The organism is Flavobacterium resistens (assembly GCF_900182645.1).
Lineage (GTDB): Bacteria > Bacteroidota > Bacteroidia > Flavobacteriales > Flavobacteriaceae > Flavobacterium > Flavobacterium resistens.
This window is the reverse complement of sequence record NZ_FXTA01000001.1, coordinates 935,929-955,557: the sequence shown is the minus strand read 5'-3', so window position 1 is coordinate 955,557 and position 19,629 is coordinate 935,929. Positions and strand designations below refer to the sequence as shown.

The window sequence follows — 19,629 nt, the reverse complement described above, 5'->3', positions numbered from 1 at the left end:
AATCCTGTCTTACAACCCTATAAAAAGAACGAAAATATTATATTTGTTGAAATATTAAAAAGATAAATGGATAAACTAGTTTTTTTGGATAGTGTTGCTCGCATTGCTGTCTTTGTTTCATTATTACTTGCACTTTTTTTACTTACGGTAAAAACGGAAAATAAATTAGCTAATAGACTATTTGCTTGTTTTATTATTTTTTCAGCAATTGATTTTAGTGGGCTTTTAACTTATTCATTTCCTTTGGAATATATAAATATCGAGTTTTTCAGAAGTACAGTGTGTTTGCTGGAAATGCCTTTAATTTATCTTTATGTTTTGGCAGTCTGCTATTCTGATTTTCGATTAAAATGGAAACATTTGATTTATACAATTCCTTTTATTGTTATGAATCTTGTTTTTATGCCGAGAGTTTATTTGAAATCCGGCGCTGAAAAGCAATATGTTTTAGCTCATTTTAATGAAATGTCTGAGATTTACTTTTTTCAGATTTTAATTGAATTTCAATATTGGTTTTATATTATCAGTATATTTTTAATTTTAAGAAAATACAAAAGAATTTATCTGGAAAATTACACGAACCCAAGTACTTCTACCTATAAATGGCTTTTTCAGATGACTTGTGTTTTTGTGGTTATGCATTCTATTACAGCTTCAAAAAATCTATTGCGTTATACTGCGTCACGGGAAATTTTTCTATGGGGAAATGTTCTTATGGTAGTCATGGCTTTAAGTGTAATATGCTGGTTTGTCATGAAAGCGTTAAATCATCCGGAACTTTTTAGAGGAATTAATTCTAGATTGCAATCAACAAAAGAGTTTCTTTCAAAAGAAAAAGAAGACGTCACTGAAAAAGCAATAATTACTGAAGATAAAGTCATTTCTTCTCAAATTTTGGCATTAAAAAATTATATGAAAGAGAAAGAACCTTATCTTGATCCTTCGCTTACGATTCAGGATCTCGCAAATCAATTTAATTATCCAGTTCGTGATTTATCGATTTTGATTAATCACCATATGAAGCAACATTTTTTTGATTTTGTGAATGAATATCGCATTCAGAAAGCGATGGATATTTTAAAAGATCCATCAAAAAATCAATTTACTGTGTTGGAAATTTTATACGAAGTGGGTTTTAACTCTAAATCTTCTTTTAATACTTCTTTCAAAAAACATACAAATTTAACGCCCACAGCTTATCGAAATGCGTCATAATAAATGAATAGTTAAAGATCTAAATATTATATTTCTTAAATAATCAAAAAAATAATGGATATAGGTAGCCTTTTAAGTGTTTTGAGCGGAATGTCGGTTTTTGTTTCGTTATTGCTGGCTTTTTTTCTATTCACAGTAAAAACCGAAAATAAATTAGCAAATCGCTTATTTGCTTTCTACTTAATATTTTTTGCAATTGATAATGTCGGAATTTTTATTAATGAAGATTTCATCAAGAACCATTTTAATCTGGAATTTTTCAGATGGAGTACTTGTGCTTTGATAATTCCTGCTTTCTATTTGTATATTATATCAGTTTGTTTTACTGATTTTAGATTACAGGCGAAACATTTACTTCACGCTATTCCATTTTTAATCACAAATGGAGTTTTTCTACTTAGATTATATTTTTTAAATAATGCAGAAAAGCTACAATTTTATGACCATCGAAATCAAATGCCCGAATTGTACGGTTTTCAGTTGATGTTAAGCATACAAATTGTATTTTATAGCATTACCGTATTTTTGGTTTTAAAAAAATACAAAGAACTTTATCAGGAAAATTATGCGAATCCTAAAACTTCTATTTTTAAATGGTTATTTCAAATATCGATTGTGCTCTTTATTTTGTATTATTTATCAATAGCGAAGAACGTTTTAAGATATATTGATCTTGAAGTATTATGGATTTGGGCCAATGTAATAATGCAGGTTTTCGTTTTAACAATAACCTGTTGGTTTGTTTTAAAAGCGCTGAATCATCCTGAGCTTTTTAGAGGTATCGATTCAAAATTGCAATTAGCTCGTGATATCGTGCATGAAGATGAAAGTATTGTCGAAGTTAAAGACAACCAAAGCGAAGAAGTTATAGCTAAAATAGCTGTTTTGAAACAATACATGACAGAGAAAGAACCTTTTCTGGATCCGTCGCTTACAATTCAGGAGCTTTCTAACCAAATCGATATTCCGGTTCGGGATTTATCAATTTTGATTAATCATCATATCGACCAGCATTTTTTTGATTTTGTAAATGAATATCGCATTCAAAAAGCTATGAGTATTTTAAAAAATCCCTTAAAAAGTGATTTGACCGTTTTAGAAATTTTATACGAAGTGGGTTTTAATTCAAAATCATCTTTTAATACTTATTTTAAAAAGTACACTAATTTAACGCCTACAGCTTTCCGAAATGCTTCATAATTAAAGGTTTGTAAAAAGTCGTACTTTGTAGAGAATAAAGTCGAACCAATTTCTTTCAGAGAAAATGGTTCGACTTTTTTTGTCGGTCGCACAGGAGGATTTTCTAAGGCAACTTTGCTTCAAATTAATCGAACAAGTTAAAATTAGAAACCATGAAAAAATTAAATCTCCTTATCTTTTTAATATTGCCTTTATTTTGTTTGGCACAATCATTTCAGTTAAAAGGAAAAATATCTGACGAAAAATCTCCATTAGAATGGGCCGATATTTCGATTTCAAATGTAGAAGGAAAAATTATTGACGGAACAACAAGTAAACAAGATGGTAGTTTTGAAATCAGTCTTAAAAAAGGAACTTATAAAATAAACATCAGCCTTTTAGGATTTACAGATTATGAAAAGGAAATCTCCTTAGAAAAAGATACAGATCTTGCAATAATTACGCTCAAAGAAAATGAAACAAAATTAGTTGAAGTTGTTGTTCAGTCTAAAAAGAAAACAATTGAGCAAAAAATAGATCGTTTAGTTTACAATCCTGAAAATAATGCAACAACAGTTGGGGGAGATGCTTTGAGCGCTATAAATACAGCTCCTGGCGTTGTGGTACAGAATAATGCGATCAATATATTAGGAAAAGGAACTTCGCGCGTCATGATTGACGGAAGAATGATCGAATTAACAGGTGAAGAACTGAATAATTTCTTGAAATCTATTTCGGCAAGCGATATTAAGAACATTGAAATTATAAGTAATCCATCTTCAAAATATGAAGCCGAAGGAACTGGCGGATTAATTAATGTTGTGATGAAAAAAGGTGCTCGTGATTCCTGGAAAAATACAACCACAGCTTCTTATGATCAAAATAAATATGGAATTTTTGCTTTAAGAAATAATTTCTTTTACAATAAAAATAAGTTTAGGTTTTCGGCTACAATTAATGGAAAAACGGGTTATAGAAATATTGAGGAAAATCTGGATATGTATTTCGTTGAAGGCCCATCAAAAATGAAGGCAGTAACAAAATTAGATGAAGATAATGTATCGGGAAAAATAGCCTTAGATTATGATTTTTCGGAGAAAACGACAATCGGGTTTCAAATTTTAAAAGATAAAAGCAATCCTAATTTTAATACCGATATTAGAATTGACAACTACAATGCGCAAAATGAATTAAATAACTATATACTTAATGAAAGTTTCTTAGATAGAGAATCGGGCAATGAAACCTATAATTTGCATTTGATTACTAAACTTGATCCATTAAACCGTAAATTATCTTTTGATGTGGATTTCTTTAATTATAATTCAAAATTTGACAGAGAGTTTATTGCAAATAATTATGCACCAGACGGCACTTTTATAGATGTCAATCAATCTGGACGAAATATTTCGAATCAGGATATTGATAATTTGAGTTTTAAGGCTGATATGGAACATCCGCTTAAAGCGTTGAATTTATCATATGGAGCAAAAGTAAGTTTTACAAACAGTAAAAGTGATGCACTTTTTTATAATACCATTACCGGAACTCCAGTATTAGACACAAATCAGTCCAACCAATTTGAATATACAGAAAATAATCAGGCGATTTATATTAGCGGAGATAAAAAAATCAATGAAAAATGGAATTTTCAATTAGGATTGCGATTAGAAAATACACAAACGAGCGGCTTCTCTAAAACTTTAAACCAGGAAACGATAAATAATTATTTTAAATTGTTTCCAACTCTTTTTGCTTCTTATCAGAAAAATGAAAACAATAGTTTTAGTTTTAATTATGGAAAGAGAATTCGCAGACCTAGTTTTTCTTTACTAAATCCGTTTCGAGTTTATATTAGCAGCAATAGTTATTCAGAAGGGAATCCATTTTTGAAACCTTCTTTTAGTGACAATTTTGAATTTGCATATTCATATAAAAAGATATTGAGAACCAGTGTTTTTGCAAATTATATTACAGATGGTTATGGCGTAATATTTACTTCGAATCCGGAAACATTGACACAGGTTGTAACGCGAGAAAATTATTTTAAAGGTCTTAATTATGGAATTGGAGAAACATATTCTGCGACTTTTGCAGATTGGTGGGAAAGCGAAAATTCATTGTATTTTTCAGGTTCAGATATTAAATTCATAAAAGATATTAATGCAACACCAGTAAACGGTCTTCAAGTTGATTTTTCGACAAACAATACATTTTCATTTGGCAAATCAAGTAAATTACAAGTTGATTTTAATTATACTGCGCCTTATAAAAGTGGTTTGTATGAAACGGGTTATACTTCTAGTTTGAATATTGGTTTTAAGCAGGATTTGTTGAGCAAAGCAATGCAGATTTCCTTTTTAATAAATGATATTTTCAATACATCTTATTTAAAAAATGATGTTTCGGTTGTAAATGGTGTAAAACAAGTTTATAGCCAAAACGAAAGCAACAGATTTGCTCGTTTAACAGTTGTTTATAATTTCGGAAATAAAAAAATCAATATGAAGGAACGCGCTTTCGGAAATCAGGAGGAGAAAAAGAGAGCGAATTAGATAAAATTATGAATTTTTAATTGTGAAACTTGAAACTTGAAACCTGAAACGTTTTTTTGCGTGAGGGATAGGAGCTAGCTACCGAAGTAGCGCGGATAGCCCGACAGCATTTAAGAAAAGGCCCAATGAACGCAAAGTTTATTGGGCCTTTTCTTAAATGGTGGCACGCCCAGATTATAAAAAGAATGCCAATAGAATTCCGAGAACGATCATTGAAACTTTGGCAACATTAAATTTATGTCCTTCACTGCTTTCAAAGATAATTGTGGATGAAATATGGAATAGAATTCCGATAACGATAGCCGTTATTTCGGTGTAATATTCGTTTAGAAAAGCTAAATATTCAGAAGCGATTGTTCCAAGTGGCGTCATGATTGCGAAAGTCAACATGAAGGCAAAAATGGCTTTTTTATTCAAATCGGCATTAATGAAAAAAGTGGTTAGAATCACAGCAATTGGCAAATGATGAATCGCAATTCCGATTGCTAAACCATGATGATGACTCACTGGAAAACCTTCTAAAAAGGCATGGATGCACAAACTAATGAATAACAACCATGGAATTTGTGACATTTTTGCATGGCCGTGTACGTGGCCATGTTCAGCACCTTTGGAGAAAAATTCCAATACAATCTGGAATAAAATCCCGACCATAATGAAAATCCCGATATTATGATTATGCGATTCGTAAACTTCCGGCAAAAGATGCATTACGGTTAAAGACAACAAAAATGAACCGCTAAAGGCAAGCAGTAATTTTAAATTGGTTTTGTTATTTGGTTTAATAAACAAAGCCACGCTATATCCTAAAAGTACAGAAAATAAGGGTAATAGATAATTCATTTTTTAGTTTGTTTAATCGTTGATTTGTTTAATCGGTTAATTGTTTTTTTGTTTAGCGATTAAACGGTTAAACAATTAAACGATTCACCAATTTATTTAAAAATCATGATTAATCGTTCACTTTCGGTTTTATGGAATTTTTTGAGTTTGTAATCGCCAAAAATATCTAAAAGATAAATTCCTGCTTCATCCATTAGATCCTGAAAATCTTTTAAAGTTAAGGCTTTTACTTTTTCAGTAAAATGAAATTTTCTGCCTTGATCTTCAAAATCAATTTCTTTAAAAATATGTCCATCTTCTACATATCTTTTGATATGAAAATCGATTCCTTCAACTGTTTTTACTTCTTGCGGAACCAAAGTTTCAATAACCTGAGTCACATTCATAAAATCAATTACGGCAAAACCATATTCAGACAAACTTTCTTTGATTGCTCTTAAGGTCGTTAAATTGTCGTCATCGCTTTCAAAATAGCCAAAACTGGTAAACAAATTAAAGATTGCATCGAACTTTTCTTCAAAAGGTTCGCGCATGTCGTGTACTTTAAAATGTAGGGTTTCGTTGCTGTTTTTGCTGGCTTCGGCAATGCTGTTTTCAGATAAATCAGCGCCTAAAACATCAAAACCAAGTTGGTTTAGATAAATTGAATGACGTCCTTTCCCGCAAGCTAAATCTAATACTTTTGCTTTTTCAGGAAGATTTAGATAATGAGTAAGATTATCCATAAAAATCTGAGCTTCTCTGTAATTTCTGTCTTTATAAAGAATGTGATAATACGGAGTGTCAAACCATGAAGAGAACCAGTTTTCGGTGTTACGCTCCTGATTTGGTGTTGATGAGTTTGGTGCTTCAGACATTTATTCTATTTCAATTAATTCAAAGTACCGCAAATTTAGTGTATTTTTGCCGAAAAATAACTATTTCGCGAGGATACCTAAATAAACGTTTGGATACAGCTGCGATTGGGGTTGTTTTTTAATACAAAAATAAAGATGGAAGAAAATTTTAGAATGATAGCCAAATGTTTTTTTGGTTTTGAAGAAATATTGGAGAAGGAATTGCGTGCTCTAGGCGCTCAGGATATTGAAAAGGGAGTAAGAATGGTGAGCTTTAAAGGCGATAAAGGTTTTATGTATAAAGCCAATTTGTCGCTTAGAACAGCGCTTAAAGTTTTAAAACCTATTTATTCTTTCAGAGCCAATAATGAGCAGGCATTATATAAAGGAATTTCGGGTGTAAACTGGTCTAAATTGTTAAATGCGAATCAAACTTTTGTGATTGATGCGACAGTGCATTCGACTTATTTTAATCATTCTGAGTTTGTTTCTCAAAAATGTAAAGATGCTATTGTTGACCAATTTAGAGAAAGAACGGGTCAACGTCCAAGTATTGATAAACAATATCCAGATTTGAGAATCAATGTTCACATTGATAAAGATCAGGTTTCAGTTGCTTTAGATACTTCTGGAAATTCACTTCATCAACGTGGATACAGAACGGCAACGAATATTGCACCAATAAACGAAGTTTTGGCAGCTGGAATTCTGTTATTATCAGGTTGGGACGGACAAAGCCATTTTCTTGACCCAATGTGCGGATCTGGAACTTTTCTTGCTGAAGCTGCAATGATTGCTTGTAATATTCCGGCAAATATCAACAGAAAAGAATTTGCTTTCGAAAAATGGAAAGATTGGGACAATGATTTGTTCGATACTATTATCGAAAGTCTGATGAAAAAAACAAGAGAATTTCATTATACCATCAAAGGTTTTGACAAGGCGCCAAGTGCAGTGAGTAAAGCTAAAGATAATATCAGAAATGCCAATTTAGAAGATTATGTAACAGTTTCTGAAGATAACTTTTTTGATACTGAAAAAGAAGTAGAAGGAAAACTTCATATTGTTTTCAATCCGCCGTATGATGAGCGTTTAGATATTCATATGGAGAAATTCTACGCTAATATTGGCGACACTTTAAAGAAAAATTATCCTGGAACAAATGCTTGGTTTATAACCGCAAACCTTGAAGCTTTGAAGTTTGTAGGATTAAAACCTTCAAGAAAAATCAAACTTTTCAACGGAAGTTTAGAAGCACGTTTGGTTAAATACGAAATGTACGAAGGAAGCAAGAGAACGAAATTTCAACAATAAGATTCTAAGGAGCTAAGATTCTAAGGTACTAAGAAATTTAGCTATCAAATTAATATTAAAATAATTTAGGTTCAAAGTTTAAGTTCAAGAAGGAAAAAAACCTTAGAACCTTAGTGCCTCAGAACCTTAGCAACTTTAAAAAAAAATGACAAAACTACAAGTAAGAGCTTTTTTATATCAATTAGGAACATTTGCAATTCTGTTTATTGCAGGGAGGTTTATTATTGCGCAATACACTGGTTTAACAGGGTTTTGGATTCCAATGACTTCATTTGTTGTTGCAACGATAATTGGACCTAAATTTCAGGCTGTAAAAACAAAAGATGGAGAAAAGCTTTTTATGAAATGGATTTTTATAAAAGGAATTAGAGAAATTGGATAAATTTTTAAATTGGCAATATGAGGAAAATTGGTCTTATTGGAGGAATCAGTTGGGTTTCAACAGCAGATTATTATAAACTTATTAATGAGGGAATAAATGAAAAATTAGGAGGATTGAATTTCTCTGAATGTTTGATTTATTCGTTCAATTATGCTGATATAAAAAAAAATAATGAAAACAACGACTGGGATTCGACTTTCAATATGCTCTTTAAAGGATGCGAATCCTTAAAATCGGGCGGGGCAGAAGCGATTGTTTTATGTGCCAACACCATGCATTTTATTGCTGACCGATTAGAGAAAGCAATTGATCTTCCAATTATTCATATTGCAAGTGAAACTGCAGCTGAAATTCAAAAACAAAAAATTAAAAAAGTTGGATTATTAGGAACCAAGTTTACAATGGAATTGGATTTCTTTAAAGATAAATTGACACAAAAAGGAATAGAAGCTATAATTCCAGAAAAACAAGAAGATAAAGATTTTATTCACCACACTATTTTTGAAGAATTAGGCCGCGGACTTGTAACTGATGAAACAAAAAAACGTTATTTAGAAATTGCAGAAGAATTAATAAAAAAAGGTGCTGAAGGAATTATTTTAGGTTGTACTGAAATTCCATTAGTGATAAAACCTGAGGATCTTTCGGTTCCGGTTTTTGATACTGCTTTAATTCATTCAAAAGCGGCTGTCGATTTTCAGCTTTCATAATTTTCATAATAAAATAAAAAAGCGACGGATTCTCAATTTGAATTCGTCGCTTTTTTATATTTAATGATTTATCTTATTTTTTAGGCGCAGTTTTAGCAGATACAGGAATTATTGTTTTTTTCTTGTAAATTGGTATGAAATAAGAAACAGTATAGTTAAAACCTATTCCGAAACTTCCATCGTAAGTTCTATTAAAACCAGGAATGTACAAATTGTCAAAACTAGCAGGTTTTGAATTGGCAACCAACATTTTTAGCTGAACACCAAAACCTACAAACACATTATTGAATACTTTTGCTTTTATGCCCGTTGCAACTTCAATCCAGCCAGCTGTAAGTCCGTTGTATTTTTGATGATCTACAATTACAGGTTGTTCACCCCAATACGGATTCGGATTGTAAATTTTATAACTGTTTAATTCCTGGCTAAAAGTACTAAAACCTCCACGTAAACCTATTGTAATTAAATTTTCCATATCTAGCCAGTTTTGATACAAATTGTAATCAAAACCGCCTTTAATATAGGTTCCTGTTGCCGTTGAATTTAGTCGGTCGTCATCAGTAGTTTTGTCTTCAAAACCAAGTTCTGCAGCTAGATAGTATTTTTTTGTTAAACGCCAGTCAGCAACAAATTCAATTCCTTTGTAATCCTTGTCGTAAAAACCACGAGTCAATTTATACAAATCAACTCCAACACGAAGTCCATAGCGATCAGTTTTGATGCTATCTGCTTTAACTTCCTGAATTGCTGGTTTCGCTACAACAGTTGTTTTAGGTTTTTCGGGAACAATTTCTTTGGTTACTGTAGTTGTTGGTGTTTCCTGAGCTTGTGCCAAGAACATTGAAAACAATAAGCAAAAACTAGAAATATACTTCAATGTGTGTTTCATTTTCTGTTTCAATGTTATATTCTTTTACATAAATTTGTTTCATCCAAAAGCCTTTAGAATCACTGTCTACCTTAATAAATGGTGAGGAAACTGGAGGTCCATCTGAAAGCGGATCAAGTGCGAAAATAGTTTTAAAGCCACACGCTCTTGAAACATAAAGATCTTGATGTGTATAGTTAAATCTTACTTCATCTGAATTTATAGCTGCTGCATTTTCATTACCAGAATCTAGAGTAAAAGTAAATGTCGAAAAATTTTCATTTGTTCTTAATGGAATAGAAATAGAGCTGCCGTTTGTCAGATATTTTGCTTCACCAGTTGCAGTTTCATTAAAAATAATCGCTTCAGGCATATCCTTTCCGGTTATTTTTAAATTAGTAACATTTTTAGGTGTTGATGGACTATCAGCATTAAAAAATTTAATGACTAATCGAGGTGTTGTTGGAGTAGCTGGATCACAAATGTCATCTTTTTCACAACTTGATAAGCCAAAAGTAAAAAGCAATAAAATTGAAATTATTTTTCTCATTTATATTTTATTATCGAAGTTCTAAAAGTACAACATTTTCAACATGATGCGTTTGCGGAAACATATCGACCGGGCGTACTCGGGTAACCTTATATTTTTCGTCCATTAAAGCTAAATCACGCGCTTGTGTAGCCGAATTACAGCTTACATAAACTACTTTTTTTGGAGCGATTTTCAGAATTTGGTCGATTACTAATGCATGCATTCCGTCTCTTGGTGGATCTGTAATAATAACATCTGGTTTTCCGTGCTGCGCAATAAAACTTTCGTTGAATACCACTTTCATGTCTCCAACAAAAAACTCACAATTTGTAATATTATTGCGTTCTGCATTTGCTTTAGCATCTAAAATAGCTTCAGGAACACTTTCTACACCAATTACTTTTTTTGCTTTTTTAGAAACAAACTGAGCAATAGTTCCCGTTCCGGTATATAAATCGTAAACGGTTTCATTTCCGGTTAATCCTGCAAAATCACGTGTAATTTTGTATAATTCGTAAGCTTGATCTGAGTTTGTCTGGTAAAATGATTTAGCATTAATGCTGAATTTCAAACCTTCCATTTCTTCAAGAATGTAATCTCTTCCTTTGTAAAGTTTAATGTCCTGATCATAAATCGTGTCGTTTTGCTTGGCATTGACAACGTACTGTAATGAAGTAATTTGAGGAAACTTCTCGTATAAATTATCTAAAACCAACTCGCGATTTGCTTTGTCATCTTCAAAAAACTGAATCAAAACCATGATTTCGCCTGTTGAAGCAGTACGAATCATCAACGTTCTCAATAATCCAGAATGTTCTCTTGGATTAAAGAAAGCCAGATTATGTTCATTGGCAAAAGCTCTAATTTCGTTTCTGATGGCATTTGAAGGATCTTCTTGTAAATGACATTTTTGGATGTCCAGAATTTTATCCCACATTTTTGGAATATGGAATCCCAAAGCATTTCTATTTCCTAAGTCTTCCGTGCTTCCGATTTCTTTTTCAGTTAACCAACGGCTGTTTGAAAACGAAAATTCCATTTTATTTCTATAGAAAAATTGTTTTTCTGAACCTAAAATATCTTCAAATTCAGGAAGTTCAACTTTTCCTATTCGTTGCAAATGATTTTTTACCTCATTTTGTTTGTAATACAGCTGTTGGCTGTATTTCATATTTTGCCATTTACATCCGCCGCAAACGCCAAAATGATCACAGATTGGTTCGATACGGTGTTTTGATAATTCATGAAACTTTACGGCTTTTCCTTCGTAATATGCTTTTCTTTTTTTGAATGTTTGTACATCCACTACATCTCCAGGAACAACATTTGGAATAAAGATTACTTTTCCATCTGGTGCTTTTGCTACTGATACACCTTTTGCTCCTGCGTCTAAAACTTCAATTTGATGAAAGACAACTTTGTCTGTATTTTTTCTTCCCATAGCGCAAAAATAAGGGTTTGTAAACTTTTATAAATTTAATTTTCAAAATATTTTATCAAATTGTGTAATTTAACACATAAATCAAGTTTAAAAGTTACCTTTGTTTTTTGGTAAATACCCCAGTTACCAGATTTTTAACCTATAGTATTGTTATTTTTTTATGAAGTTATATCATAATCTGTCACAAATAAGCTTTCTTAAAAAAAGCTATTCTTTTAAATTTTTATTTGTTGCATTTATTGGAATTCATATCCCTTTAATAGGTATATTATTTTTTGTACTCTTTTCATCTTACGATATTTCTTCTGTTTCTATTTTGATTTTCGCTTTAATAATGACATTACTGGCAACTCTGGTAACGTTATTGGTTTTGAGACAATTGATAAAACCAATTTCTCTTGCTTCAAAATCTTTGGATGATTATAGAAACAACCGAAAACTTTCTGTTTTACCTACTGAATATACTGACGAAGCTGGTTTGTTGATGTGTAACATTCAGGAATCAATTTATGAATCTGAAAGTTTTATCAACGAAAAACAAGATTTGATTTATATGCTTTCGCATGATTTGAAAAATTTTGCCGGAAATCCACAAGGATTAGCAAGATTAATTTTAAGCGAAAACCCGTCAGAATCTGTTAAACATTTAGCCGAATTAATTTGTGAATCGACTAATTTGCAGTTTCGATATATTGAAAATTTCATAAAACTCCTGAAAGAACAAGATCAGGTGGTGAAAATAAATCAGGAAGCTAAAACTGTTGTTTTTCCGAGTATTGTGCCGTTTATTAACGAACAAGTTGAACAGCGCTTGATAGACAAAAATATTACGTTAGATTTAAATTTGGAGATTTCTGAAGCCGATCTTAGAATTGATGAAGGTTTGCTAGTTCAGGTTTTGGTAAATTTAATTAGTAATGCAATAAAATTCTCTTATTTCGACAGCGAGGTTAAAGTTCGTATTTACAAAGAAGAGTCTAAATTAGCGATTGTTGTAGCTGATAAAGGTATTGGTTTCGATAAACATCAAATTGAGGAATTATTCAAAAAATTCACTAAAATGAGCCGATTAGGAACTGCTAATGAGTTGTCAACCGGAATTGGTCTTTATTTATGTAAAAAAATAATTGAACGCCATAAAGGAACATTGAGCGCAGCCAGCGAAGGAAAAAATAAAGGAGCTGAGTTCAAAATTGAATTTGAACTCTAGCTTTATATTACACTTTTAAAAAGCCGTATTTTTTAAGAATACAGGTTTTCCCTCAACGCAACCAATTCCATCTGGTGGAACGGGAACATCACAGGTTGAAGAAACATTCCATTTTACATTAAATGCTGCTTTTGCATCAGTATAGGTTTTTACTTTTGCCAGAAATTCAGCTGTGTTTGTTTTTTTAGAATAAATAATGAATTTTTCTGGTCCGCCACAAGCTTTTGCGCCAATTGCAGTGAAATCCCAATCTTTAGAATCTGTACAGGTTTGTGAATTCACTTGGGAAAGTGTTACAATTTCCTGATACATTTTTTCTAATTTTTGGACGTCTTCTTCTTGGTTATTATTACTTTCATCATTGTTGCAGGACATAAATAGTGCACAAAGCGTAGCTAGTATAAAACTTAATTTTTTCATGGTTAGTGATTAACGGTTAGTTATATACATAGATGTGTGAATTCGAAAAAGGTTGCGTGAATTTTAAAAAAGGGGCTAAGTTGCTAAGGTACTAAGATAAAAAAAAACTTAGAACCTTAGTACCTTAGAACCTCAGTGCCTCAAAAAATCACCATAAATGATGAACAGATGGTTTTATATACTTTTCATAAATCGCATTCATTGCGATGATTTTTTCCGGACTTATTTTAGGAAGATCATAAACCGATAAATTCGATAATACATGATCTGCTTTTGAAGCGCCAGGAATAATACAGCTGATTTCTTCAAAATTCAAAATCCATTGCAACGCAATAGGTGCAAGGTTTGGATTTTCTGGAAATAATGCTTTTAATTCTTCAACAGCTTTTAATCCTAATTCATAATCAATTCCTGAAAATGTTTCGCCTTTATCAAAAGCATCTCCGTTACGATTAAAATTACGATGATCTTGAGGGTCAAAAGTAGTTTTCGTATCAAATTTACCCGTTAAAAGACCGCTTGCTAATGGAACACGTGCAATGATTCCGATATCTTTTTTCTTTGCTTCAGAGAAAAATAATTGAGAAGGTCGCTGACGAAACAAATTGAAAATAATCTGAACCGTAGTTACATTTGAATATTCGATTGCTTTCAAAGCTTCCTCAACTTTTTCAACACTTACGCCAAGATTTAAAATTTTCCCCTGATCTTTTAATCGATCAAAAAGTTCAAAAATTTCCGGACGATAATAAACTTCGGTAGGAGGACAGTGTAGCTGAATCAAATCGAGAGTTTCTAATCCTGTTCTTTTTAAACTGTCTTCAACAAATTTTTGAAGCACTTTTGGCTGATAGCCATCGTTTACATGCGGATTAATTTGGCGTCCGCATTTTGTAGCCACATAAATTCGTTCTGATCTTGAGCGTACAACACGTCCAACGGCAGTTTCACTTAAACCATTTTCATAAACATCAGCTGTGTCAATAAAATTAACGCCATTGTCAATTGCGGTATTTATAAGCGCATCGGCTGTTTTATCATCAAATCCTGATCCCCATTTCCCTCCAACTTGCCAAGTTCCAAGTGAGATTTCTGAGATATTAAAGTTCGTTTTTCCTAGTTTTCTGTAGTTCATTTCTTTTTAAGGTGCTAAGTTGCTAAGGTTTTTTATTTTAAGTTGCTGAGATGCTTAAATTGTAGATAAAGTATGGAAACCTTAGAATCTTAGCAACTCAGAACCTTAGAATCTTTTTTTAATCAAATAAATCCGAAGACAAATAACGATCGCCGCGATCGCAGATAACTGCAACCACAACACCGGATTCTAATTGTTCAGCGATTTTAAGGGCAACGGCAACAGAACCACCACTGCTCATTCCAGCAAAAACACCCTCTTCAAGTGCTAATCTTTTAGTCATTGCTCTGGCTTCTTCTTCGCTTACATCTATAACGCTGTCTACTTTTGAAGCGTCAAAAATTTTCGGCAAATATTCCTGAGGCCATTTGCGGATTCCTGGAATTTGAGATCCATCGCTTGGTTGTGCACCAATAATCTGAATTGCTGGATTTTTTTCTTTTAGATAAGTCGAAGTTCCAATAATCGTTCCTGTAGTTCCCATTGCAGAAACAAAATGCGTTACGGTTCCGTCAGTATCATTCCAAATTTCAGGTCCGGTTGTTTTATAATGTGCTTTCCAGTTGTCATCATTTGCAAACTGATTTAGCATTAAATAACCGCCTTCTGCAACTTTTTTGTCGGCATAATCTCTTGATCCGATAATTCCGTCTTCGGCAGGCGTTAAAATTACTGTAGCGCCATAAGCACGCATTGTTTGAGTTCTTTCTTTAGTAGAATCTTCAGGTAAGACTAATTCGATTTCTATACCAAATAATTGTGCAATCATTGCCAAAGCGATTCCAGTATTGCCGCTGGTTGCTTCGATTAGTTTATCGCCTTTTTTAATTTCGCCTCTTTCTAGGGCAGATGCAATCATATTGTATGCAGCTCTGTCTTTTACACTTCCGCCAGGATTATTTCCTTCGAGTTTAAGCAAAAGTTTTACGTTTTTATTTTTAACCAAATTGACAGTTTCCATCAATGGAGTATTTCCAATTAGGTTAAGCAATTTCTGTGGACTCATTTTATTTTTTTTCTTTTATTTTTACTTCAGTTGTAGTGGTATTTAAAACAATAGAATCTGCCGGAATTGATTTTGTAATCCAGGCATTTCCGCCTACAATACTATTTTTTCCAATAATAGTTTCTCCGCCTAAAATTGTAGCATTGGCATAAATGCAAACATTTTTTTCTACAGTTGGATGACGTTTTGCATTTTTCATGTCTTTGCTAACACTCAAAGCACCAAGAGTTACACCTTGATATATTTTTACATGTTTTTCGATAACAGTTGTCTCGCCAATAACAATTCCCGTCGCGTGATCGATAAAAAATGGCGATGCGATCTGAGCGCCTGCATGAATGTCAGTTCCAGTAATTCGGTGCGCGTATTCGCTCATTAATCTGGAGAATAACAATAAATCAAGCAAGTATAATTCGTGGCTTAATCTGTAAATGGCAATCGCGTAAAACCCCGGATAGCCTAAATAAACTTCATTAATACTGTTTGATGCCGGATCATTTTCTAAAATATAAGCTGCATCGTGATTTAGTTTTTCTAAAACCGCAGGAAGCTTTTCCAGAAACTTGTCCCAAATTGATTCGCATAAATTTTCAGGTTTTTGACAGGCCAAAACTGCGATCTCTTTAAAACGAATTTCAAGATCATTAATACTTTCGTCTAAAGCGGCATTCGAATCAAAAAGGGTATAAAAAAGCTTCTCGGTAAAGTCTTCTGTTTTAGTTTTGATTCCGTAATTTATGTTTGAATGGCTTTTTAAAGCTTTGATATTTTGTATGATAGTGTCTTTTGTCACAATTGATTAAATTGATTGGATATTTTGAAACGTTAAAAGTAAGGCGTTTTTTGTAAATACAGACAGGTTTTAACTAAAGAAATTTTGTATTGATTGCCGTATTTGTGATAAATCAGCGAAAGATAATTTATTGTAAAACTTAAAAACTTAAATGCTTAAATTAGCATGTAAAATTTATAAAAATGAAAAACAATTCAAGTTTTAAAAGCGCTATTTCTGGTATTGAATTTTCGGAAAACGAGAAAATCTATGGAAAATCAATTCATGATCCGATTTTAGGTCTAATTATAAAAGATCATCCCGATTTTTGTGATGATGATTGTATTTCGGTACAGGAATTGAGTGAATATCGCCAAATGTATATTTCGAACTATTTGTCCAGAGAAATCGGAATGCTTTCAGATCTTGAACAAAGCGTTGTTTCCTCTTTAAAAGAAGATAAATCGATTGTGAGCATTGTTGAAGATGAAGACGAATCTCGAAATTTTGGACAAAAAGTGGCCGATCAAGTGGCTGATTTTGGAGGAAGCTGGACATTTATAATTTCGTTTGTTGTTTTTATCGTAATCTGGATTGGCGCAAATGTTTTTGTTTTGATGAACAAAGGTTTTGATCCGTACCCATTTATTTTGCTGAATTTAATTTTATCCTGTATTGCAGCATTGCAGGCGCCGGTCATAATGATGAGTCAAAACCGTCAGGAAGAAAAAGACAGAAGCAGGGCAAAAAAAGATTTTATGATTAACTTAAAATCAGAATTAGAAATCCGAATGATTCATGATAAAATCGATCATTTAATAATGCATCAGCAACAGGAATTGATCGAAATTCAAAAAGTGCAAATCGAAATGATGAACGATATTTTAAGTCAGATCAAAAAATAATTCTTACAAAAATTACAAGTAAAAGTGTTTAAGGAAATAGCCAGCAATTACAAAAACAAGATTCAGCAGAGCGAAATTCCAAACCAGTTTTTTATTTTTTTTTGATTTGTTTAAAAAATAAAAAACAACAAAACCTAAAAATAAAAGAGTAGAATAAAGTGCAGGATACATTTTGAAAGCGGCTAAAAACTCACCCTGAAAAAGTAAGAATAAAGCACGCTGAAAACCACAGCCGAGACAGTCAAATCCGAAGTGGGTTTTGAACAGGCAGGGGATCATATAATTTTCTAAATTCAAGTGGATGTTTTTTGCAATTTTACAAAAAAATATTGGATAACATTTTGGGAGAACCAAACTGCTATTTTAAAGTTTTATACTTTTGAATTCTTATAAGCTAAAAAAAATGAAAGTTTTTAAAATTTTAATAATGATTCTTGCGATTGGAGTAGCGTTGTATGAGCAAGTTTCTGAAGACAAAAATATCTATATCATGATTATTGCAATTGTAGTTTTCATGTATGGAATGATGCAGTTGAGTGCGAAAACACCAAGTAAAAATCAAGATAAAGAAGAAGACGATGTTGAGTAAAGGAGATAAGGTTTCGGTTTTAGACGAAGCTATAAACGGAACGGTTGTTTCTGTAAAAAATAAGGAAGTTTTGATTGAAACTGAGGATGGTTTTATGATGACATTTTTTGTCAACGAATTGATTAAAATTCAAGAAACCAGTAATTTAATGAATTCTATTAAAAGAATTGATTTAGATTCTGTTTCAAAAGAAAAAGCAGAGCCAAAACCAAGAAGTTTTGTGAAAGAAAAGAAAGATAAACGCGAAATTTCGGCTCCAGAATTTGATTTGCACATCGAAAAACTGGTTCCAAATAAACGTGGAATGTCAAATTATGATATTCTGACTTTGCAAACTGAAACAGCAAGAAGGCACATTGAATTTGCAATCAAAAACAGGATTCCAAAAATCGTTTTTATTCATGGTGTCGGCGAAGGAATTTTAAAAGCCGAACTTGATTTTTTATTAGGCCGTTACGACGGAATAGATTTTCAGGACGCCAATTATCAAAAATATGGACTTGGCGCAACCGAAGTTTATTTTAGACAAAACAATAAATAAGTTGTTTTTTATGTTTTAAAATTGTTGTTTTAAATGCATAAAAAAACTTCCGTTTTTCTTTCTGATTCTGTTGTGAAATCAGTTTGAAAAACGGAAGTTTTTTTGTAGGAATTAAAAAGTGGTTTTTATCCTTCTTTTTAAATTACTTTTAAGGTTTAATAGTTGTCACTGTTCCTAGAACAAATTCGGTTGCCAGTTTAAAAGTACTGTTTCCTTGTTTCATACTTGCATTTCGTAATACGACTTTATGCTTATAAACTTGATTTGTATGTGTTGTAGTGACTTCAATAATACCACTTACATTTTCTTTACCTGTAACACCTATCCAAGTTTCTTTTACAGTTGGGCTTGTTGGTGTAACATCGTTACAATAATAATCTTTTACTGGTTCAGGTAAATTGTTGTTGTATGTTCTGTAATAAACATTATTTGACACAACTGCCGGACTGCCACTGCTTAAATTGATCAAGCTTTTTCTTGGTTGTCCAATAGGAGTATCTACATCTTGAATTAAGTTTTTATCTAAATTTTCAATTACTAATGAATTTGATAAATTGTTATTGTAAACTTTTTTCTGAACATTACAATACTTTGCAACTTCATCTGTAAAAGCAATAACGACTGGAGAAACTGTAGTTTTAAAATCTCCAAAAACAAAATTATCTTCAACCTGAGTTGGTCCCGGTTTAGAAAAAGTTATTCCGTTGAAAGTAATATTATGATTATAACCTTCAATTTCTGTATGTCCGTCTGAAGGAGGAGGAGTTTTGTAAATTGCTGAAGTAATAATTTCTATTTCTCCGCCAATTGCGTACCATTCCTGATTAATATTTGGAGTTGCTGGTGGTATTGCATCACAAATATTTGATTTTGTTATCGCGCCATCATAAGTTCTGTAAAAAAAGCGATAAGTACTATTGTTAAGATTGTAAGTTAAAGTATCAGGTTGAGTTGCAAGTGTGCCTGTTGGCATTTGCAAAATTATAGCTTCCTGAGGCTTAAGTTTATAGATCAATGTATTGGTATTAGGGTCACAACTTGTTGCAGTGACATCTTTAAAATCAATCGTTTCTACAGTTAAATCACCATCATCACAACCGTTTAGTAAAAACGCAAAGAACAGAAGGCTTACATATTTTTTCATCGTAATTTTATTTGGGTCAAAAATAGTGAAAA

General features: G+C 32.1%; 21 protein-coding genes. 10 read left to right on the top strand and 11 right to left on the bottom strand.

Features of this window, described 5'->3' with window-relative positions:
• Nucleotides 1-66 precede the first annotated feature (66 nt).
• The 3 genes from FN795_RS04135 to FN795_RS04125 all read left to right on the top strand — a co-directional run bounded on the left by FN795_RS04135 (nucleotide 67) and on the right by FN795_RS04125 (nucleotide 4,949).
• Nucleotides 67-1,215, top strand: coding sequence for a helix-turn-helix domain-containing protein (locus FN795_RS04135; RefSeq protein ID WP_142449502.1), 1,149 nt, complete (start codon nucleotides 67-69; stop codon nucleotides 1,213-1,215).
• Nucleotides 1,216-1,269: 54 nt separating this feature from the next.
• Nucleotides 1,270-2,415 carry a helix-turn-helix domain-containing protein gene (locus tag FN795_RS04130; RefSeq protein ID WP_142449501.1) on the top strand — a complete coding sequence of 382 codons (1,146 nt, stop codon included), beginning with the start codon at nucleotides 1,270-1,272 and terminating at the stop codon, nucleotides 2,413-2,415.
• Between the two features lie 152 nt (nucleotides 2,416-2,567).
• Nucleotides 2,568-4,949, top strand: coding sequence for an outer membrane beta-barrel family protein (locus FN795_RS04125; RefSeq protein WP_142449500.1), 2,382 nt, complete (start codon nucleotides 2,568-2,570; stop codon nucleotides 4,947-4,949).
• A gap of 174 nt (nucleotides 4,950-5,123) precedes the next feature.
• Here FN795_RS04125 and FN795_RS04120 read toward each other — a convergent pair whose 3' ends face one another.
• Together FN795_RS04120 and FN795_RS04115 are read right to left on the bottom strand one after the other, a co-directional pair.
• On the bottom strand, nucleotides 5,124-5,792 hold the full coding sequence (locus FN795_RS04120) for a ZIP family metal transporter (protein WP_142449499.1): 669 nt from the start codon (nucleotides 5,790-5,792) through the stop codon (nucleotides 5,124-5,126).
• A gap of 92 nt (nucleotides 5,793-5,884) precedes the next feature.
• The gene (locus FN795_RS04115; protein ID WP_142449498.1) at nucleotides 5,885-6,649 is read right to left on the bottom strand and encodes a class I SAM-dependent methyltransferase; all 765 of its coding nucleotides are present in this window, start codon (nucleotides 6,647-6,649) and stop codon (nucleotides 5,885-5,887) included.
• 135 nt (nucleotides 6,650-6,784) lie between these two features.
• On the opposite strand from FN795_RS04115, the gene FN795_RS04110 reads away from it, so the two are divergent.
• From FN795_RS04110 to FN795_RS04100, 3 genes are all read left to right on the top strand, one after another.
• The gene (locus tag FN795_RS04110; RefSeq protein WP_142449497.1) at nucleotides 6,785-7,942 is read left to right on the top strand and encodes a THUMP domain-containing class I SAM-dependent RNA methyltransferase; all 1,158 of its coding nucleotides are present in this window, start codon (nucleotides 6,785-6,787) and stop codon (nucleotides 7,940-7,942) included.
• A gap of 145 nt (nucleotides 7,943-8,087) precedes the next feature.
• On the top strand, nucleotides 8,088-8,324 hold the full coding sequence (locus tag FN795_RS04105; RefSeq protein ID WP_142449496.1) for a hypothetical protein: 237 nt from the start codon (nucleotides 8,088-8,090) through the stop codon (nucleotides 8,322-8,324).
• A 17-nt stretch (nucleotides 8,325-8,341) separates the two neighbouring features.
• Nucleotides 8,342-9,034 carry an aspartate/glutamate racemase family protein gene (locus FN795_RS04100; RefSeq protein ID WP_142449495.1) on the top strand — a complete coding sequence of 231 codons (693 nt, stop codon included), beginning with the start codon at nucleotides 8,342-8,344 and terminating at the stop codon, nucleotides 9,032-9,034.
• A gap of 73 nt (nucleotides 9,035-9,107) precedes the next feature.
• On the opposite strand, the gene FN795_RS04095 is transcribed toward FN795_RS04100, so the two are convergent.
• The 3 genes from FN795_RS04095 to rlmD are packed head-to-tail and all read right to left on the bottom strand — an operon-like array spanning nucleotide 9,108 to nucleotide 11,875.
• Nucleotides 9,108-9,923 carry a DUF6048 family protein gene (locus tag FN795_RS04095; protein WP_142449494.1) on the bottom strand — a complete coding sequence of 272 codons (816 nt, stop codon included), beginning with the start codon at nucleotides 9,921-9,923 and terminating at the stop codon, nucleotides 9,108-9,110.
• Nucleotides 9,895-10,452 carry a DUF6452 family protein gene (locus FN795_RS04090; protein WP_142449493.1) on the bottom strand — a complete coding sequence of 186 codons (558 nt, stop codon included), beginning with the start codon at nucleotides 10,450-10,452 and terminating at the stop codon, nucleotides 9,895-9,897. The genes FN795_RS04095 and FN795_RS04090 overlap by 29 nt, the downstream gene beginning before the upstream one ends.
• A gap of 10 nt (nucleotides 10,453-10,462) precedes the next feature.
• Nucleotides 10,463-11,875: a 23S rRNA (uracil(1939)-C(5))-methyltransferase RlmD gene (rlmD, locus tag FN795_RS04085; RefSeq protein ID WP_035648611.1), complete on the bottom strand. Its 1,413-nt coding sequence runs from the start codon at nucleotides 11,873-11,875 to the stop codon at nucleotides 10,463-10,465.
• Nucleotides 11,876-12,209: 334 nt separating this feature from the next.
• Between rlmD and FN795_RS04080 the strand changes: the two genes are divergently transcribed.
• A complete protein-coding gene (locus FN795_RS04080) occupies nucleotides 12,210-13,085 on the top strand; it encodes a sensor histidine kinase (RefSeq protein WP_244289939.1) in 876 nt (291 codons plus the stop codon).
• A gap of 15 nt (nucleotides 13,086-13,100) precedes the next feature.
• Here the strand turns inward: FN795_RS04080 and FN795_RS04075 are convergent, their stop codons facing one another.
• From FN795_RS04075 to FN795_RS04060, 4 genes are all read right to left on the bottom strand, one after another.
• Nucleotides 13,101-13,505, bottom strand: coding sequence for a hypothetical protein (locus FN795_RS04075; protein ID WP_142449491.1), 405 nt, complete (start codon nucleotides 13,503-13,505; stop codon nucleotides 13,101-13,103).
• Nucleotides 13,506-13,653: 148 nt separating this feature from the next.
• Nucleotides 13,654-14,640 (bottom strand): aldo/keto reductase, encoded by a 987-nt coding sequence (locus tag FN795_RS04070; protein WP_142449490.1) that lies wholly within the window; start codon nucleotides 14,638-14,640, stop codon nucleotides 13,654-13,656.
• A gap of 118 nt (nucleotides 14,641-14,758) precedes the next feature.
• Nucleotides 14,759-15,646 carry a cysteine synthase CysM gene (cysM, locus tag FN795_RS04065; protein ID WP_142449489.1) on the bottom strand — a complete coding sequence of 296 codons (888 nt, stop codon included), beginning with the start codon at nucleotides 15,644-15,646 and terminating at the stop codon, nucleotides 14,759-14,761.
• Nucleotide 15,647: 1 nt separating this feature from the next.
• The gene (locus FN795_RS04060) at nucleotides 15,648-16,439 is read right to left on the bottom strand and encodes a serine O-acetyltransferase (RefSeq protein ID WP_142449488.1); all 792 of its coding nucleotides are present in this window, start codon (nucleotides 16,437-16,439) and stop codon (nucleotides 15,648-15,650) included.
• Nucleotides 16,440-16,621: 182 nt separating this feature from the next.
• Here FN795_RS04060 and FN795_RS04055 point away from each other — a divergent pair, with 182 nt between their 5' ends.
• Nucleotides 16,622-17,323 (top strand): DUF1003 domain-containing protein, encoded by a 702-nt coding sequence (locus FN795_RS04055; RefSeq protein WP_142449487.1) that lies wholly within the window; start codon nucleotides 16,622-16,624, stop codon nucleotides 17,321-17,323.
• Nucleotides 17,324-17,335: 12 nt separating this feature from the next.
• Here the strand turns inward: FN795_RS04055 and FN795_RS04050 are convergent, their stop codons facing one another.
• A complete protein-coding gene (locus FN795_RS04050) occupies nucleotides 17,336-17,620 on the bottom strand; it encodes a DUF2752 domain-containing protein (protein ID WP_142449486.1) in 285 nt (94 codons plus the stop codon).
• 106 nt (nucleotides 17,621-17,726) lie between these two features.
• On the opposite strand from FN795_RS04050, the gene FN795_RS04045 reads away from it, so the two are divergent.
• Together FN795_RS04045 and FN795_RS04040 are read left to right on the top strand one after the other, a co-directional pair.
• Nucleotides 17,727-17,912, top strand: coding sequence for a hypothetical protein (locus FN795_RS04045; RefSeq protein ID WP_142449485.1), 186 nt, complete (start codon nucleotides 17,727-17,729; stop codon nucleotides 17,910-17,912).
• Nucleotides 17,902-18,453, top strand: coding sequence for a Smr/MutS family protein (locus FN795_RS04040; protein WP_142449484.1), 552 nt, complete (start codon nucleotides 17,902-17,904; stop codon nucleotides 18,451-18,453). Before FN795_RS04045 ends, FN795_RS04040 begins: the two co-directional genes overlap by 11 nt.
• A 148-nt stretch (nucleotides 18,454-18,601) precedes the next feature.
• Here FN795_RS04040 and FN795_RS04035 read toward each other — a convergent pair whose 3' ends face one another.
• The gene (locus tag FN795_RS04035; RefSeq protein WP_142449483.1) at nucleotides 18,602-19,597 is read right to left on the bottom strand and encodes a hypothetical protein; all 996 of its coding nucleotides are present in this window, start codon (nucleotides 19,595-19,597) and stop codon (nucleotides 18,602-18,604) included.
• Nucleotides 19,598-19,629 lie beyond the last annotated feature (32 nt).

Excerpts from the sequence above, each read along its gene's own strand:
- FN795_RS04135 (WP_142449502.1), top strand. The coding sequence starts at position 67 with ATGGATAAACTAGTTTTTTTGGATAGTGTTGCTCGCATTGCTGTCTTT.
- FN795_RS04130 (WP_142449501.1), top strand. The coding sequence starts at position 1,270 with ATGGATATAGGTAGCCTTTTAAGTGTTTTGAGCGGAATGTCGGTTTTT.
- FN795_RS04125 (WP_142449500.1), top strand. The coding sequence starts at position 2,568 with ATGAAAAAATTAAATCTCCTTATCTTTTTAATATTGCCTTTATTTTGT.
- FN795_RS04120 (WP_142449499.1), bottom strand. The coding sequence starts at position 5,792 with ATGAATTATCTATTACCCTTATTTTCTGTACTTTTAGGATATAGCGTG.
- FN795_RS04115 (WP_142449498.1), bottom strand. The coding sequence starts at position 6,649 with ATGTCTGAAGCACCAAACTCATCAACACCAAATCAGGAGCGTAACACC.
- FN795_RS04110 (WP_142449497.1), top strand. The coding sequence starts at position 6,785 with ATGGAAGAAAATTTTAGAATGATAGCCAAATGTTTTTTTGGTTTTGAA.
- FN795_RS04105 (WP_142449496.1), top strand. The coding sequence starts at position 8,088 with ATGACAAAACTACAAGTAAGAGCTTTTTTATATCAATTAGGAACATTT.
- FN795_RS04100 (WP_142449495.1), top strand. The coding sequence starts at position 8,342 with ATGAGGAAAATTGGTCTTATTGGAGGAATCAGTTGGGTTTCAACAGCA.
- FN795_RS04095 (WP_142449494.1), bottom strand. The coding sequence starts at position 9,923 with ATGAAACACACATTGAAGTATATTTCTAGTTTTTGCTTATTGTTTTCA.
- FN795_RS04090 (WP_142449493.1), bottom strand. The coding sequence starts at position 10,452 with ATGAGAAAAATAATTTCAATTTTATTGCTTTTTACTTTTGGCTTATCA.
- rlmD (WP_035648611.1), bottom strand. The coding sequence starts at position 11,875 with ATGGGAAGAAAAAATACAGACAAAGTTGTCTTTCATCAAATTGAAGTT.
- FN795_RS04080 (WP_244289939.1), top strand. The coding sequence starts at position 12,210 with ATGACATTACTGGCAACTCTGGTAACGTTATTGGTTTTGAGACAATTG.
- FN795_RS04075 (WP_142449491.1), bottom strand. The coding sequence starts at position 13,505 with ATGAAAAAATTAAGTTTTATACTAGCTACGCTTTGTGCACTATTTATG.
- FN795_RS04070 (WP_142449490.1), bottom strand. The coding sequence starts at position 14,640 with ATGAACTACAGAAAACTAGGAAAAACGAACTTTAATATCTCAGAAATC.
- cysM (WP_142449489.1), bottom strand. The coding sequence starts at position 15,646 with ATGAGTCCACAGAAATTGCTTAACCTAATTGGAAATACTCCATTGATG.
- FN795_RS04055 (WP_142449487.1), top strand. The coding sequence starts at position 16,622 with ATGAAAAACAATTCAAGTTTTAAAAGCGCTATTTCTGGTATTGAATTT.
- FN795_RS04045 (WP_142449485.1), top strand. The coding sequence starts at position 17,727 with ATGAAAGTTTTTAAAATTTTAATAATGATTCTTGCGATTGGAGTAGCG.
- FN795_RS04040 (WP_142449484.1), top strand. The coding sequence starts at position 17,902 with ATGTTGAGTAAAGGAGATAAGGTTTCGGTTTTAGACGAAGCTATAAAC.
- FN795_RS04035 (WP_142449483.1), bottom strand. The coding sequence starts at position 19,597 with ATGAAAAAATATGTAAGCCTTCTGTTCTTTGCGTTTTTACTAAACGGT.